Source organism: Clostridium sp. HBUAS56017 (genome assembly GCF_007115085.1).
In the GTDB taxonomy this organism is placed as follows: Bacteria; Bacillota; Clostridia; order Clostridiales; family Clostridiaceae; genus Clostridium; species Clostridium cibarium.
In genome coordinates, this window is sequence record NZ_SULK01000001.1 from 355,656 (window position 1) to 372,132 (window position 16,477).

Genomic DNA, 16,477 nt, shown 5'->3' on the forward strand with positions numbered 1-16,477 from the left:
TTCTTTTATATATATTAATTTTAATTAATTAGCAACTTTAACCACTGAATGTCTAATTACTTTATCTCCTCTTTTATATCCTTTCATAAAAACTTCTGCTATAGAGTTCTTATCAAAGTTTTCATCTTCTATATGCATTACTGCTTGATGTAAATTTGGATCAAATTCTCCTGAAGCATCAATTTCTTCTACTCCTAGTTTTTCAAAAGATCCTTCTAATCCTTTAATAGTCATTTCTATACCTTTTTTAAGGTCTTCAACACTACCATCAGCTTGAACAGCTCTTTCTAAGTTATCTATAACTGGAAGTACTTCTTTAATTACATCAGCACATGCATCTGTATAAATACCTTCCTTTTCTTTAGCTGTTCTTTTTCTATAATTTTCATACTCTGCTGTAACTCTTAGAAGTCTATCCTTTAAAGTCTCAACTTCGTTAGTTAGCTTTTGAATTTCATCTTTATTTTTTCTAAGCATATCTAATTCGTCCTCTTTATCTTCCTTTGAATCATTTTGAACTTCCTGTTCAGTTAATATCTCTTCTGGATTTACTTCTAAAGTTTCATCATTTTCATTACTCTCTTTAGTAACTTCATCAACCTCTTGGTTAACCTCTTCATTTTCTTCTAGAACTTCTTTTTTTATATCTTCCATCATCAAAGCTACACCTCACCTCTTTATAATTTTGTTATTCTAATCCCTGACCTTTTAATGCATCATTTAGCTCCTTCATAACCTGTGCCATTATAGCTATTACTCTTGAATAATTAATTCTTCTAGGACCTATTAGTCCAATAGTTCCAATGGGCTTATCTCCTAATGAGTATTCAGCTGAAATTACACTGCAATTTTTAGCTTCTGGTATATAATTTTCATCACCAATCTTTATTGTTAGGTCACCTTTTGGGGCAATAAGCTCAACTACATAATCCTTATTATATAAAAGATTTAATATTTCCTTTGCATTATCAATATCGTTATACTCAGGGTAGTTAAATATATTGGTAGTTCCTTGCATAAATATTTCAGAAGAATTATCTTCTTTTAAAGTTTCATACAAAACTGGAACTATTGCGTTAAACAAATCATCATATCCTTTTAAGTCACATTTTAAATTATTAATAACTTCAAGGTTTATTTCTTGAATCGTCAAATTTGAAAGACGGGTATTAATCACCCTATTTATTTCTTGCAATTCTTCAACGGAAGGCATTTTATTAACTCTTATCCTATGATTTTTAATAACCCCATTATCTATAACTATAACTGAAATCAAATTATGATCATCTACCATAAGTAACTGAACTGACTTAATATAACTTCTCATTACCGATGGTGTTTGAACTACACAAGTTAAGTTAGTTAACTCTGAAAGCAAAGTACTTGCTTGTTTAACTATCTTATCAACTTCTAGCATCGCATTATCTATAATATATTTTTTTATTTGCAATTCTTCTTCTGCAGATAACATTGATTTCTTCATCAAATTATCCACATATAATCTATAGCCCTTACTAGAAGGTATTCTTCCTGCTGAAGTATGAGGTTGTTCTAAATATCCCATATCTTCTAGGTCTGACATTTCATTTCTTATGGTTGCAGATCCAACTCCTAAATCATACTTTTTTGCTATTGTTCTAGACCCTACAGGCTCTGCAGTACTAATATAGTCATTAATTATAGCTTCAAGAATTCTTATCTTCCTTCCATCAATAGCCATACCCTCACCTCTTTTTTGTTAGCACTCACTATACTTGAGTGCTAATGACTATGTAATTAATATATTATTTCTTTTTTTCTTTGTCAATTATGAATAAATTTAGCTATGTTTAATAAACTCAAATATTCATTAACTATCCTTAATTATCTAATAAATACTTTATTTTTCTTCCATTTACAATATCATATCACTCATAACTTGATTAGATAATTCAATTCCCCTCTGGCTTAAATATATTTTTCCCTCATTTCTAATTAATAAACCAGCCTTAATATTCTTATCTATTAACCTTTTATATATAGAATCTATATTCACTCCAAATCTAATGATAAATTCCTGTTCATCAATTCCCTTATTCATCCTAAGCCCCATAAACATAAATTCTTCTATATTATCTTCTCTAGAATTTTCGTATACCTCTTCTGATATGGATATATTTCTATTAACTCTATCTATATATTCAGAAATATCATCAACATTTTTTATTCTCTTATTTTCAACAAATGAACTTGCTGATGCTCCAACTCCTATGTATTCTTCACACTGCCAATAAACTTTATTATGAGCGCACTCTTTTTCACCTTTTGCAAAATTAGATATTTCATATTGATGATATCCCCTTGATATTAATAATTCTTTTCCCATTCTATACATGTCTCTCTCCTCTTCTTCTGAGGGAAGAGAAAGTTTTCCTTCACTATACAACCTATCAAAAGCTGTACCTTCTTCTATAATCAAACTATAACTTGAAATATGTTCAGGATTTAACTTAGTTATCTCATCTAAACTATTTAACCAATCACTTAAATTTTGATTTGGTAATCCAAACATCATATCTATGTTTATATTATTAAATCCAATTTCCCTAGCCAATGAATAATTTTTTATAAATTCTTCATAACTATGAATTCTCCCTATCTTTTTTAACAGTTCATTTTTTGTCGTCTGTAATCCAAAGCTTAATCTATTTATTCCACCTTTCATAATTATCTCAAGCTTTTTCCTATTTACAGTTCCAGGATTGCATTCCATAGACTTTTCTGCTTTATCTTTAAACTCTAATGCACTTATAGTTTCCATAAGTTTTTTCAAAGATTCTTCTTCTAGGTATGATGGTGTTCCTCCTCCAATAAACAAACTTTTTATAATATATTTATTGCACCTTTTTGTAATCTCCTTGCATAGTGCCTCTACATATTCATCCATAGCACCTTCTTTACATGCATAGGACGGAAAGTCACAATAGAAACATTTTTGCTTACAAAAGGGAACATGTATATATAAAGATATTTCCTTCATAAACTCCTCCTTCTGCTAATAAAAAAAGAGGAGATTAAAATCCCCTCTCAAATCTATACTTTAAGCTAATAATAGCTCAGCTTCTTCTTTTAGTAATTTTATCTTACTTTCTGCTTCCACAACTGAAAAATTATATACGTCTTTAAAATTGAAGAAATAATTTGCAAAGGCAATCTTTTTATCTCTTCTAATATCAAGTGATATAGCTATTTCATCTAAGAAATCAATTTCTTTATCTCCATAATCACCATCTACTAATGCTAATCCAACAAGTTCAAAGTATACTATTAACTTTGTTCTATTATTTGCAACTTTTAATTCATCAACTATCTCTTCAAAACTCATAGAATTCACTACTTCTTTATCTATGTTAAGTTCTTTTATATAATCATCTATTAATTCTTTTTCTTCTTTTGCGAAAACTTGGTCCACATTTGCAAATTGATTTACTAAATTAATGAAAGCTGTAGCTTGATTTTTATTTAACTCATTTAAAAACATAAAATCCCCCCGCATATTACTATTATTTTCTATAATTCCTAAAATAATTATAACTTATTTTATATATAATATTTCTTAAATAAATCTTAAAAAACTATTTTAGAAATTAATATTAATCAACTTTTAAAACTGCCATAAAAGCTTCTTGTGGAACTTCTACTGATCCAACTTGTCTCATTCTCTTTTTACCTTCTTTTTGCTTTTCTAAAAGTTTTTTCTTTCTAGAAATATCTCCTCCATAGCACTTTGCAAGTACGTCTTTCCTCATAGCTTTAACAGTCTCTCTCGCAATAATTTTTGATCCTACCGCAGCTTGTATTGGTACTTCGAATAATTGTCTTGGTATGATCTCTTTAAGTTTTTCAGCTATTCCTCTTCCTTTATGATAAGCTCTTTCACTTGGTACTATCATAGAAAGGGCATCTACTACATCTCCATTTAATAATATATCAAGTTTAACTAATTCTGTTCTTACATAACCTTTAAACTCATAATCTAATGATGCATATCCCCTAGTTCTCGACTTTAAAGTATCAAAGAAATCGTAAACTATTTCGTTTAATGGTATATCATAATTTATAACTGCTCTTGTTTCCTCCATATATTGCATATCAATATATGTCCCTCTTCTTTCTTGACATAACTCCATTACAGCACCTACATATTCAGTTGGAGCTATTATGGAAGCTTTAACTATAGGTTCTTCCATATAGTCAATTTCCGTTGCTGGCGGAAGGTTTGTAGGATTTGTGATATCAAACTTTTCTCCATCTGTCTTTATAACTTTGTATATAACTGATGGAGCAGTTGTAATTATATCCAAATTAAATTCTCTTTCTATTCTTTCTTGAATTATCTCCATATGCAACAATCCAAGGAATCCGCATCTAAACCCAAATCCTAACGCAACAGATGTTTCCGGCTCAAAGTTTAAAGCTGCATCATTAATCTGTAGCTTTTCAAGAGCTTCTTTAAGTTCATCATATTTAGCTCCATCTACAGGGTATATTCCTGAGTAAACCATAGGGACAGCTGGCTTATATCCTGGAAGAGCTTTCTTTGTAGGTCTATCTGCTTCTGTTATAGTGTCTCCAACTCTAGCATCTCTTACATTCTTAATTGAACCTGTTATATATCCAACATCTCCTGCACTTAGCTCTGGAATTGGCATTAACTTTGGAGTAAATACTCCAACCTCCACTACCTCATAAACTTTATTAGTAGCCATTAGTTTTATCCTTGTTCCTGGCTTAACCTTTCCATCCTTTATTCTTACATAACATACAACACCTTTGTAGCTATCATAATAAGAATCAAAAATTAAAGCCTTTAATGGTGCATCTTCATCTCCTTCTGGAGGAGGAAGCCTATTAACTATTTCTTCTAATACATCTGGAATATTTAAACCTGTTTTTGCTGATATCATAGGTGCACTTTCAGCTTCTATTCCTATAACATCTTCTATTTCCCTCTTAACTTCATCTGCTCTTTGAGATGGTAAATCTATCTTATTTATAACTGGAGCTATTTCCAAATCATTATCCAATGCTAAATAACAATTTGCTAAAGTTTGCGCTTGAATACCTTGAGTAGCATCCACTACTAAAAGTGCGCCTTCACAAGCTGCCAAACTTCTTGATACTTCATATGTAAAATCTACATGCCCTGGAGTGTCTATAAGATTTAAGATATATTCTTCTCCATCTTCTCTTTTATAAACAAGTCTAGCTGCTTGTGACTTTATTGTTATTCCTCTCTCTCTTTCAAGTTCCATATTATCTAAAACTTGAGCTTCCATTTCTCTTTGAGTTAGGGTTCCTGTTGCCTCTAATAATCTATCTGCTAATGTAGACTTACCATGATCTATATGTGCAACTATTGAAAAGTTTCTTATGTACTGCTTCCTATTACTACTCATATATTAAAGCTGCCTTTACTTAAGGACAGCTACTTCACCCCCATTATATTAAATCAGCTAAATTATATCACAAACCACTGACCCACTGTCAATAAAAAACCATACTTATTAGAAATACAGTTTTTATATTATAACTTTCTCAATCTTATCTCTCACTGAGCAAAAAAAATCTCCTATGTTTTCCACAGCTTTTTCTGCTCCTTCAATTAAGCTAGATTCTTTTTTTATTTTAAAATCTTTTCCCCCTACTCTTACTAAAACTTCCTTCAAATCATCTTTATATATCTTAATTAAAGCATTATCTTTTATAAAATTAGAAAATTCTTCTCCAAATGCTTCAGATATTTTTTCATAGTTCTCATTAGTATTATCTAGCGGGGATAAAGCTTTTGTATTAATTATGTTGACCCTAGTAAGTCCTGCAAGAATTAAAATAGCCATTAATAAATTAAATATTATTCTAAATTTTGTTCTTTTTTTCAAAATTGAACACCCTCCAAGATACTTTTATCCTATAACTACAGCCATAAAAACCTCTCTTCATTAAAGGTAAAATAACAAACTGCAGCTTCTGGACTAATTCCCTCTATATGGGAAATTAAAAACTAAGTTTAAGTAGAGTTAAAACTCTCTACCTAAAAAAGTTTCACTTTATATCTTAAAGGATGCTCACTTTATAGTCTTTTATACATATTTATTATCTATTTATATGCTCCGCAATTAACCTTGCTATATATTTTGCAGAGCCTTTAGCTTCAGCTGAAGTATTTACGTTAGCTCCACACTCAATTAATATTGAACTATCACTTAAACTTTCATTGAAAGCATTAATCCCATGATTATATGAATATATTTGTCTTATAAGTCCTGGGAAAAGCGCATTTGCCTTATTCAGGAATTCCTCTGCCAAGGCATTATTCTTTCCATACCTTGTGCTGTTTTTAGCAGTTACAAACATAAGCCTCGCTACATTCTCACCATTTATATTTGCTGTAACAGCCCCCTTATTATCTAAGGAGTCTCTATGAAGGTCTATTATCATTTTAAAATCCCCATACTTTTTTAAATATCTACTAACTGTTTCGTTAGACCTATCATAACTATTATTATAAGATACACTATGGTTTGTTTTATCATGTATAACCGAAACCCCATAATCTTCTTCTAATATTCTGCTAATCTCACTACCAACTCCAACAACACTGTAATTTTCATCTAAGGTATCCCCCCCAGCTTCAGCGTAATTCTCTGTCGTATGAGTATGATATATAAGCACTTCTGGTTTTGAATGATCTATATTCTTTTTTAGTTTAGGATCATAAGCTAGTGAGTTTTTGGTGTTCACATTATTTCCACTACTGGTATCATCTTGCTTTGCAATAGAACTATCATTAATCTTAAATGGACTAATATCAACTGATGCAATTTTTGAATTAGCTTGAAAACCCTGCTTATAAAAACTTACTTCATTATTTATAATTGCAAAGCTACTGATATTTTTAAGTCCTAAAGCTTCTAAGCATACTCTTTTTATCGATAAGCTATTCTCAGCATAAGCTCCTTCATTGTATATTTGATTTTCTACAACAGGCATGCCAAAATTCAATAATTGAACATAGGCAAATCCCCCTCTTTCTTTATTACTACTTAGAACTTTAATTACCCTATAGGAAAATATCATAAGAATAACCAATAATATTATTACCCCTAAATTTACTTTTTGTTTAACAGTTTTTCTTCCTAATGTTCGTCTGTACACCTAAAATCCCCCTTTCTTATCCCATAATAAGATTTACTATATATTTATATGAGGATTTTACATAATTATTATAAGAAGATATCAATTTAAGAACTTATTAATATCTTCAACTGTCATATTAGGCTGAACTGCAATATTTATTCCATTTGATATTATTTTAGATAAGGAATCTATCATTAAATCTACTTCTTTAGGAGTAACAACTAAGTCCCCAACATAAGGATCTAATACTTCCTTTATGAGTACGCTTTTCTCATGCTTATCAACTTTTTTTAGCATATTATAAAAATCTTTTCCTTCTTCTGATTGACCAATTAAATCGTCGAGAACTAAATCTATAGTATCGTTAGCTATAGTTGCTGCATCAACAACTGTAGGAACTCCAATAGCAATTACCTTCACTCCAAGTGTTTCCTCATTTATTCTCATTCTATGGTTACCTACTCCCGCACCTGGTGATATGCCAGTATCACTTATTTGAATAGTTTTATTCACTCTATCTATCCTTCTAGATGCTAATGCATCAATACAAATCACTAAATCTGGCTTAATTTTATCAACTACGCTTTTAATTATTTCTCCCGTCTCTATTCCTGTAACCCCTAAAACTCCTGGAGCTATGGCAGCTACGGGTACAACGTTATCATCTATAGCATCTGGCATTACTGATTTTAAATGTCTTGTTACCATTATTCCTTCTGTTACTTTAGGCCCCAAAGCATCTGGAGTCACATTTCTATTTCCTAGCCCAACTATTAAAGCTAACTTATTTTCATCTATGTTTGCAAGTTTCTTTAGAGTTTTTCCTAACACTTTAGAAACCTGATCCATAAGTTCGCCATCATATGCAGTATATTCAGGAATATCTAAAGTTATATAATTCCCAATAGGTTTTCCCATTTTAACAGCTCCATCTTCTGTCATAACTCTAACCTTTGTTATTTTAGTTTCATCTTCTTCATATTCCTCAACAACAACACCATCAGCCTCTCTATTATTTTCTTTTTTATAAATTTCACACGCTTCAACTGCTAAGTCTGTTCTTACATTAATCATTTGTACACCTCACCTATTAAATACTCTTACACTTATTTTTCCGATTTACATAAATTTAATACTTGAATCTAATAAATTTCAATGCTATAATATGGTGTGTTGAATACGACTCGTATGCAGATTTCCCCAAAACTGCGAGAGGCCCTATAAAATTTAGAGGGGGTGAATTAAGAATGGCAAATATCAAATCAGCAAAGAAGAGAATATTAGTTGCAGAAAAGAAGACTGCTAGAAATAGAATGGTTAAGTCTGCTTTAAAAACTGCTATAAAGAAGTTTGAAGCTGCAGTATCAGCTAACAGTGCTGATGAAGCTAAAGAATTATTCGTTAAAGCTTCTAAGTCTTTAGATATGGCTGCTCAAAAGGGAGTAGTTCATAAAAACATGGCTGCTAGAAAGAAATCAAGATTAGCTGCAAAGTTAAACGCTATGGCGTAGTTGTAATAAAACCGACCTTGTTAAAGGTCGGTTCTTTACTTTTACTATGCTTTTTTCTTTTTGATAAGACACTTCATTCCTACAAATGATATAAATAACATACACATCAACAGCATAACTTCGTTGCCAGAAACTTTATCACCAGTTTTAACACCACTTGTAATATTAGTATTTCCACTATTATCTTTATCTGTTGTATTATTAGCCCCATCTTTTACAACATTTCTATTATCATTACTAGTTACTTCCTTATCTAAGATGACATAATCACTAAAATGATTTGTAGTGAAGGTAAATATACTATCCTTAACTTCACCTTTACCAACTTGTACAAAGCTTCCATTACCCTCTACATAGTAGCAATATAATTCTTTTCCCTCATAATTCTTATCTACAGAAACTTCTAAAATCATATCGGTGCCTAAAACTCCATCCTTTAAATTAGTTTTTATATTAAATTTATCTATTATATTTTGATTTTTTATATCATTAACTAGTCTGTCACTAACTGTAATTTGAAAATCAGTTAAACCTTGACTCTTTAAAGTTTCATTAAGTTTACCAACATCTTTAACTGTTATTTTAATGTTTCCTCTTTGAATTACTATCTTAAGATTTTTTCCTGAATTTACTATATACTCTAAAAGGTTTGTACTTATTCCCTCATTCATATTTGAAATTACTACTTCGCTTCCATTCTCTGACTTACTTATCTTTTCTTCTATTTGCTTATCAGTATCTGGCACTTTTCTGTTTTGAACTATTGAATTAGAACTATAAGCATCCTTTAAATCATCTTTATTAAAATTAATTTCTTTTACTTTATCAGCTAAAATAACTCCTCCAAAGGCTGGAATCTTAACTGTTACCTTTCCATCTTTTACAACATAGCTTTCTCCAGTATTTAGAATATTAGTAAGCTTAGTTCCATCTTTAATTGTTGGTACTGTAAGAGTGGTCATTATTTCATTTTCTTTTCTATTGGCTGCGACTAATACCTTTGAGTCTTCATCATTTCTTACATAGGCCATTACATCATTTTGAAATTCAGTTTGAACTTCTGATACATTTACTTCTCCAGTCCTTAGTGATGAATAGGCACTTCTTATCGCTGCAAGTTTTCCATACCATTCAACCAATTCTTTATCACCTTTTCCCCAAGTAAATCCTCTTCTATTATCTGGATCATCGCATCCAACCATTCCAATTTCATCGCCGTAATATATTGTTGGTGCCCCTATATATGTCATCTGTAAAAATGGTATTAATCTCATTTTTGCCTTAGCTAAGTCTGTGGCAGGGTTGGCAAATCCTCTTGTAGATTTTTGATATCCATCTAAAGCTGAAAGCACTCTTTGAGTATCATGAGATCCCATTAAATTCATCATAGCCTCTAAAGCTTCTCTTGGGTATTGTTCTCTCATCTTTTCAAGCTCATTCATAGAATCCTTTGCAGTTACCGCTGTCTTATTATCATCTTGACTTCCCTTGACAAAATTAAGAACAGCACCTCTAAATCTATAATTCATTACAGAGTCATACATATCTCCTAAAATATAATTCGATGCATCTGTCCATATTTCTCCTATTATAGCATTATCCCCTTCTCCTTTTACCGTCTTTCTAAAAGCTCTCCAAGTCTCATCAGATACTTCATTTGCAACATCTATTCTCCAACCGTTTGATCCTTCTCTAAGCCATTGTCTTGCTACTGAATTATCTCCATCAATTATTTCATTGGCCCAGGTCTTCACATTATACTCTGATCCATTTAATGCTTGTATTACTGGCATTGATTCAAAACCAGACCATCCTTCATATCCATAAGTATATTTACCAGTTTCATTCCCTTGTGAATCTTTTTCCATAACTTTAACATTACTTATTATAAACCAATCTTTATAATGTAAATCTGTAATTCCAATAGAATTATAGTAATCAGTTATTTTCTTTTCTGCATCGTTTAAGCTTAATCCATTGTTATTAACTTCATCATAAACATGTGACCAATATTGATATGCTCCAAGTGGTCTTCCTTTAGCAACATATTTACCATATCTATCAAAATAAACCGAATCATCAGATACATGATTAAAAACCCCATCGAGTATAATATGCATATTATTTTCTTTAGCAGCCTTTGCAAGATTCACGAAATCCTCCATCTCTCCAAGCTGATGATCAATTTTATTATAATCTGTTGTATCATACCTATGACTTGAAATTGATTGGGCTACTGGATTCAAATAAAGTATTGTAACTCCAACAGCTTTTAAATACTTAATTTTGTCTTCTATACCTTTTATATCACCACCATATAAGTCATTTGACCAAGTATTTATATCACCTTTATTAGCATTGCTTGGATACCCTTCCTTATTCATTAATTGTGGATCCTTAGGTAATGAATACCAATCACTTGCAAACTCATATGGAGTAGTTCCTCTAGCGTACTTTTGTATATAGTCATTATCTTTATCTCCATTAAAGAATCTATCTGGATATATCTGATATATAACTCCATTCTTTAACCAATCAGGAGTTTTAAAGTCCTTCGTACATACATTAAACTCATAATTTTTAACTTCACCTAAATTTCCTACTTTCCCCTCTGCAAAATAACCATCATCATCTCCATAAGCTTTTACATCAGAACCATTAGAAACTACAAAATAATATGAAAAAGTTCCTATCGTTTGTGGAGTATAGATACTTGTCCATTTATCACTATTATCTTCATAGCCTCCATTTTTATTCATATCAACTACATTAATTCCACTTGGAGTACTTAAAATCATCTTAACTTCTTTTGCCATATCTTTTTTAACTTTTAATGAAAATGTTATTGGTGTTTCAACTGAAACAGCTCCATATGGCTTTTTATATTCATCTAATCTAGAATTATAATATATTCCACCATTATCTATTTTTTCATTAGATGCATCATTAAAACATATTTGAGTTTTTGGATCATATGAAAAAGTTACAGTTCTATCTTGATCTAAAACTAGCTTATCAAACTTAACTTTTCTTTCCCCATCACCTTTGACTGTTAAATTTAAATTATCATAAGTTCCTTTTTTCAATTCAACCTTTCCTGAGTAAACACCATTTAATTTTTCATCAGTTAATTTTTGTAGTGTTTTCTCTCCATCATTTAGAGTTATATCTAAAACTCTATACTCTAAATCAGTTACCACTTTATGTGAATCATCATTATAAAAAAATGTTACATCCATAGTTTTAGGCACTACTATACTTATATTAGCCCCTCTAGCTATCCCATTTGCTCCATAATTTTCAGGATCCCATTTCAAGTTTATTGCAACCTTATATTCATATCTTCCAGCCTTTACACTTTTAAAAGTTTTCATGTAATTACCATTTCCTACATAGTCAAGTAAAAGTGCCTTGTCAGCTGGATTCCAAGTTCCATCTGTTCCTTGAATCCCAGTAGCTAATGAACCTGGAATTGTTACTTGTCTTCCATCATACTTTGGAAAGTTAAAAATTGAATTGCCTTCTTTTGTTTCCTTATTACATGGATCTAAAACTTCTTGTCCATCAACTATAAACTTATACTGAATTTCTTTTGCATCATCCCCTACTCTTATTGTAGTTGACCATACTCCATCATCAGCCTTCGTTAATGATGTTCCATTTTTACTCCAATCATTAACATTGCTACTTAAATAAACTTGCTTAGCATTTGGATTTTTATAATTAAAAGTAATTGTGCCATTACTATTTAATAATGGACTTTTCATTTCTACTGTTTTTGACTTTAATCCTAATTTTAATGCAACTTCATTTGGATTATTTATTGAATCTATTATTGTTCCTTCCTTTAAATCAGCGATAAACACAACATTTTGTTCTTTATCTAAACTTAATGAAACATTGCTTCCCTTTGGTATTCCTCCATCCTTAAAGCTGTAATTAACTATTCCTTTATATTCATAATTGCCAGCCTTCAATATAGATGTATAAATAAACTCACTTGAGCCTAACTGATACATATCAAAATTTCTATTAGATTCATCCCAATCACCGTTTCCACTTCTTACAGTACCAATGAGTGATATATTTTTGGAAATCTCAGGTTTATCTATAGAATTTCCGGTAACGTTTCCAGTATAGTCTGAAAAAAATGTAACACTTTCTGTCCCTTCTGGTATTATTACTTTTTCATTATTAACTCCTTCTCCATTATTCCAAGCCCCATTGTAAGCAACCTTATATTCCATGGTTCCTGCTTTAACAACTTTAAATGTCTTTTTGTAAATTCCACCACCCACATAATCAAGCTTAAAATTATCATCTGAAGGATCCCATGACTTTCCACCAAAACATTTATCAACTTCTCCTGTTAATATTGCTTTTGATTTAAACTGTTCTGGGTTATTTACAGAATCATAAATCTTTTTGTTTTTATAATCAAACCTGAAAGTAACCTCTTTATCTTCCTTTAAGTTTAGAGCAATATTACCATTTCCAACATCTTTCCCATAACTTTCTTCTAAAGTTCCATTCATAGCAATTTTATATTCATATTTTTCACTTGCCTTTAATTTAAATGTAGCTTCATAAACTCCATTTTTATATTCCCTAAGCTTTCCTAAATAATTTTTCGGGTTCCAATCATCCCCAAGATTATTATCCTTCATAAGATTTCCTACTAGTACAGCTACTGAATTTGCTTTTATTATTTCATTACTCTCAGATTCAGCACTAACCTTATTTAAGGATACATTATTGAACAGAGTAAAGAAAAACATTATCAAAGTAACCCAAGTTGTTTTTTTGAAAATTTTTTCATTCATCACTTTACCTCCCATAAAATTATTTAAATATATTTTCATAAGATATTATAGCACACAACGTTTACATTATACATATATGTAAATTTGTGTAATCTTACAAAAATATTTTTCCGTATTTTATATAAACTTTATATAAAAATAAGCCATCTAAATTTTATATTCTAGATGGCTTTTATCTTAATCACTTTTTTATCATCAATGTATTAAGTAGAAGCAATTCAAGTTCCATAGTTTTATCTACTCCTGATGATTTAAGTCTTGCTTCAGTATCCACAGAAAGCTTAACTAATTCCTCTAGTTGTCTTCTTGAAAACTTCGAACTCAAATTCATTAACTTTTCACAAACAAAGGATGGCACCTTTAACTCTGCTACAAAATCATTAACTCTTTTTCCTTTTTCCATTCCTAATTTAATGTTATATAACTTCTTAAACTGAGATTCTATAGATGTTATTATAAGCATATGCTGATCTGCTTTAAACAATAATTCATCCATTATATCTATTGCTTTTTCTATTTTCCTTTGTGAAATAAGATCAACTAAATCAAATATATCCTCTTCACTTTTGGAAGGTATGAGCTTTTCTATATCTTCCTTTTTTATGCTCCTTCCATTAGTATAATCAATTAATTTATCTACCTCTCTTCTTATAATATTAAAGTTATTCTGTACCCTTTCACAGAAAAACCTTAACTCAAACTTTCCTATTTCTTTCTCTTTTTCCCTAAATACATCTTCAACCTTTTTTACAAATCTATCTCTCTTTAATTTATCAAAATGAACTATCTCCGTAATCTTATCTAAAGCCATTAGTTTTTTGTTCTTTTTAGGATTTTCCCTTTTATCATTAAATACATAATACAATATAATTACTGTGAACTCTGGAACATCTCTCAAATATTCTTTTAATTCATTATAAATTTTAGTTGCTGAACTATCAGATTTGTCCCTTAAGAAGTTAGCTCTATAAACTAAAACAACTTTCTTCTCTCCCATGAAAGGCATGGTTTCACAAGCATTCATAATATCATCCATAGTGGTAGTTAACCCATCTAACCTTGTATAATTTAAATCTTCAAAGCCATCCTTTACGATTGGTTTAACTAAAAAATCTATACCCTCTTTTATTAATTCTTCATCTCCACCACAAAATATATACGAATTTTTTATAGTCTTATTTTTAATCTCATTTTCAAATGTATCGTAAGTAATCAAGTTAATCCGCCTTTCATCAAAACACTATCTAATATAATAAAATCTTATCATCTATTACAAATAAACCATTTGATTTTTTCTCTACGAAATTAATTATATCACAAGTTCCATTTATTTTTTGCCTATTATTCATCCGTAATAGGTATTCCTTTCCCCCTACTTTTAGCAAATAATTTTTCCCTTCTGCTTTTATTATCAAACCATTTTTAGTAGTAATATTTTTAGTTTCTCTAAAAGCTTCCTTCGCCAATGTTACTTTTTTAAGCTTTCCCATATCTATATTTCTTATATTTGAAACTATTTTTCTATCTCCCCTATATGATATTAATAGCCCTCCCTCTTTTAAATAGTCAATGCGCATTATAGGACTATATACATATATAAAAGCAGTTATTGCAGCTGCTACTGGTAAAATTTTAAGTTTTTTTATTCCTTTAAAATAAAAGTATACGCTAATAAACATAGAACAATAGATCAGTACAGCTCCTTCATTTACTATATAAGCACTACTACTTAAATCATATAAATAGTCAGTGCAAAAATCCAATATATTTATAACTTTTAATAATACAAAAGAAATGAAATCAAATATAGGATTTATTGAGAGACCTAATAATAAAAAGTTTCCTAGAATTATTAAAATATTAAAAATAGGTTCTAAAACTAAATTACCTAAAATAAAAACAAAAGAACATTCTTTAAACGAAGCCATTATAATAGGCATGGTAAATACTTGAGCCGACAAAGATGTCGCTACAGTTTTTCTTATGTATGTTGGTAATTTATACAATATGTTATTAATTTTTTTTGAATATAAAACCATGCCAAGAGTTGCTAAAAAAGATAATTGAAATCCTAATTGAAATGGTGCATAGGGACTCAGTAAGGTTATCCCCCCTGCACTTAAAGCAAGCGCACTTAAGGGATTATAATTTTTCTTTGCACTTGGAGCTAATGAGACTAAACTTATCATAAATAAAGCTCTTAGTGAAGAAAATGGTGCTCCTGTAAAAAGTACATATATAAAAGTAATCCCCAATGATATCCCTTTTCCTAAAAAAGCTCTCAGAAAGGAAAATATCAAAGCTACATGTAGTCCCGAAACACTGATTGCATGGATTACCCCTAAATTCTTCATATCCTCCTTATCTTCTTCATCTAAATAATCAGAAAATCCAAAAGCTAATGAAGACACTAATGCAGCTTTCCTTCTTCCCAAGTTATTATTAAGTTTCTCATAAATTTCTTCTCTTATGTCGTATAACCTGCTTACTAAACTCTTTTCTAAAACTCTCCCCTTTTTAACAGTTATGCTACCTAATATTCCTTTATCCTTATCTATTCCCTTTGTAAGCTCTCCTTCTACATAAATATTATCCCCTTGTTTGTATTTTGAACCTTCCCCCTGAAGATAAAATCTCTTTCCTTTGTAGGTTGCTATTTTACTATACGACTTTACTTCGACTATCTGAACTTTTCCACTAAAACTATTAGAAAAATTAATTTTATAATATGCAACATTATCTACTAAGGACAGAAGAAAAAATGCAACTACAATAATAGTAAACATCATATTTGACTTAAAAAAAGTAAAAACAAAAAATAAGCTAGCAGAGATTACTGCTAGCCATAAATATTTATCATATAAACCATAAATTACTGACCCAAGTATAAATGATAACACTATATATACTATAGGGCTATTAACCTTTTCTATATCTTTAAATTTCATGGATGAATCACCTCAT

12 protein-coding genes are annotated in these 16,477 nt (G+C 30.2%); 1 reads left to right on the top strand and 11 read right to left on the bottom strand.

What is annotated here, in order from left to right; translation table 11 throughout:
- Positions 1–24: 24 nt before the first annotated feature.
- The 8 genes from grpE to gpr form a co-directional block, all read right to left on the bottom strand.
- Positions 25–654 carry a nucleotide exchange factor GrpE gene (gene grpE, locus FAY47_RS01880; RefSeq protein ID WP_143314771.1) on the bottom strand — a complete coding sequence of 210 codons (630 nt, stop codon included), beginning with the start codon at positions 652–654 and terminating at the stop codon, positions 25–27.
- A 34-nt stretch (positions 655–688) separates the two neighbouring features.
- Positions 689–1,720, bottom strand: a complete 1,032-nt coding sequence (hrcA, locus tag FAY47_RS01885; protein ID WP_143314695.1) for a heat-inducible transcriptional repressor HrcA — start codon at positions 1,718–1,720, stop codon at positions 689–691.
- A gap of 174 nt (positions 1,721–1,894) precedes the next feature.
- The gene (hemW, locus tag FAY47_RS01890) at positions 1,895–3,019 is read right to left on the bottom strand and encodes a radical SAM family heme chaperone HemW (RefSeq protein WP_143314696.1); all 1,125 of its coding nucleotides are present in this window, start codon (positions 3,017–3,019) and stop codon (positions 1,895–1,897) included.
- A 60-nt stretch (positions 3,020–3,079) separates the two neighbouring features.
- The gene (locus FAY47_RS01895; protein WP_143314697.1) at positions 3,080–3,520 is read right to left on the bottom strand and encodes a hypothetical protein; all 441 of its coding nucleotides are present in this window, start codon (positions 3,518–3,520) and stop codon (positions 3,080–3,082) included.
- Between the two features lie 112 nt (positions 3,521–3,632).
- The gene (gene lepA / locus FAY47_RS01900; protein WP_143314698.1) at positions 3,633–5,438 is read right to left on the bottom strand and encodes a translation elongation factor 4; all 1,806 of its coding nucleotides are present in this window, start codon (positions 5,436–5,438) and stop codon (positions 3,633–3,635) included.
- 123 nt (positions 5,439–5,561) lie between these two features.
- On the bottom strand, positions 5,562–5,921 hold the full coding sequence (locus FAY47_RS01905; RefSeq protein WP_243129509.1) for a hypothetical protein: 360 nt from the start codon (positions 5,919–5,921) through the stop codon (positions 5,562–5,564).
- Positions 5,922–6,135: 214 nt separating this feature from the next.
- A complete protein-coding gene (locus FAY47_RS01910; protein ID WP_243129510.1) occupies positions 6,136–7,197 on the bottom strand; it encodes a stage II sporulation protein P in 1,062 nt (353 codons plus the stop codon).
- An 81-nt stretch (positions 7,198–7,278) separates the two neighbouring features.
- Complete coding sequence (gene gpr, locus FAY47_RS01915; protein ID WP_143314699.1) at positions 7,279–8,253, bottom strand: GPR endopeptidase; 975 nt, start codon at positions 8,251–8,253, stop codon at positions 7,279–7,281.
- 173 nt (positions 8,254–8,426) lie between these two features.
- Between gpr and rpsT the strand changes: the two genes are divergently transcribed.
- The gene (gene rpsT / locus FAY47_RS01920) at positions 8,427–8,690 is read left to right on the top strand and encodes a 30S ribosomal protein S20 (RefSeq protein WP_143314700.1); all 264 of its coding nucleotides are present in this window, start codon (positions 8,427–8,429) and stop codon (positions 8,688–8,690) included.
- Between the two features lie 44 nt (positions 8,691–8,734).
- Here rpsT and FAY47_RS01925 read toward each other — a convergent pair whose 3' ends face one another.
- The 3 genes from FAY47_RS01925 to FAY47_RS01935 form a co-directional block, all read right to left on the bottom strand.
- The gene (locus FAY47_RS01925; RefSeq protein WP_185966686.1) at positions 8,735–13,513 is read right to left on the bottom strand and encodes an alpha-amylase family glycosyl hydrolase; all 4,779 of its coding nucleotides are present in this window, start codon (positions 13,511–13,513) and stop codon (positions 8,735–8,737) included.
- Positions 13,514–13,694: 181 nt separating this feature from the next.
- Positions 13,695–14,729, bottom strand: a complete 1,035-nt coding sequence (gene holA, locus FAY47_RS01930; RefSeq protein WP_143314702.1) for a DNA polymerase III subunit delta — start codon at positions 14,727–14,729, stop codon at positions 13,695–13,697.
- Between the two features lie 28 nt (positions 14,730–14,757).
- Positions 14,758–16,461 carry a ComEC/Rec2 family competence protein gene (locus FAY47_RS01935; protein ID WP_143314703.1) on the bottom strand — a complete coding sequence of 568 codons (1,704 nt, stop codon included), beginning with the start codon at positions 16,459–16,461 and terminating at the stop codon, positions 14,758–14,760.
- Positions 16,462–16,477 lie beyond the last annotated feature (16 nt).

What these genes read in the sequence shown, in the direction of transcription:
- hrcA (WP_143314695.1), bottom strand. Translation starts at nt 1,720, where the DNA reads ATGGCTATTGATGGAAGGAAGATAAGAATTCTTGAAGCTATAATTAAT.
- FAY47_RS01895 (WP_143314697.1), bottom strand. Translation starts at nt 3,520, where the DNA reads ATGTTTTTAAATGAGTTAAATAAAAATCAAGCTACAGCTTTCATTAAT.
- FAY47_RS01935 (WP_143314703.1), bottom strand. Translation starts at nt 16,461, where the DNA reads ATGAAATTTAAAGATATAGAAAAGGTTAATAGCCCTATAGTATATATA.
- hemW (WP_143314696.1), bottom strand. Translation starts at nt 3,019, where the DNA reads ATGAAGGAAATATCTTTATATATACATGTTCCCTTTTGTAAGCAAAAA.
- grpE (WP_143314771.1), bottom strand. Translation starts at nt 654, where the DNA reads ATGGAAGATATAAAAAAAGAAGTTCTAGAAGAAAATGAAGAGGTTAAC.
- rpsT (WP_143314700.1), top strand. Translation starts at nt 8,427, where the DNA reads ATGGCAAATATCAAATCAGCAAAGAAGAGAATATTAGTTGCAGAAAAG.
- FAY47_RS01925 (WP_185966686.1), bottom strand. Translation starts at nt 13,513, where the DNA reads ATGAATGAAAAAATTTTCAAAAAAACAACTTGGGTTACTTTGATAATG.
- gpr (WP_143314699.1), bottom strand. Translation starts at nt 8,253, where the DNA reads ATGATTAATGTAAGAACAGACTTAGCAGTTGAAGCGTGTGAAATTTAT.
- lepA (WP_143314698.1), bottom strand. Translation starts at nt 5,438, where the DNA reads ATGAGTAGTAATAGGAAGCAGTACATAAGAAACTTTTCAATAGTTGCA.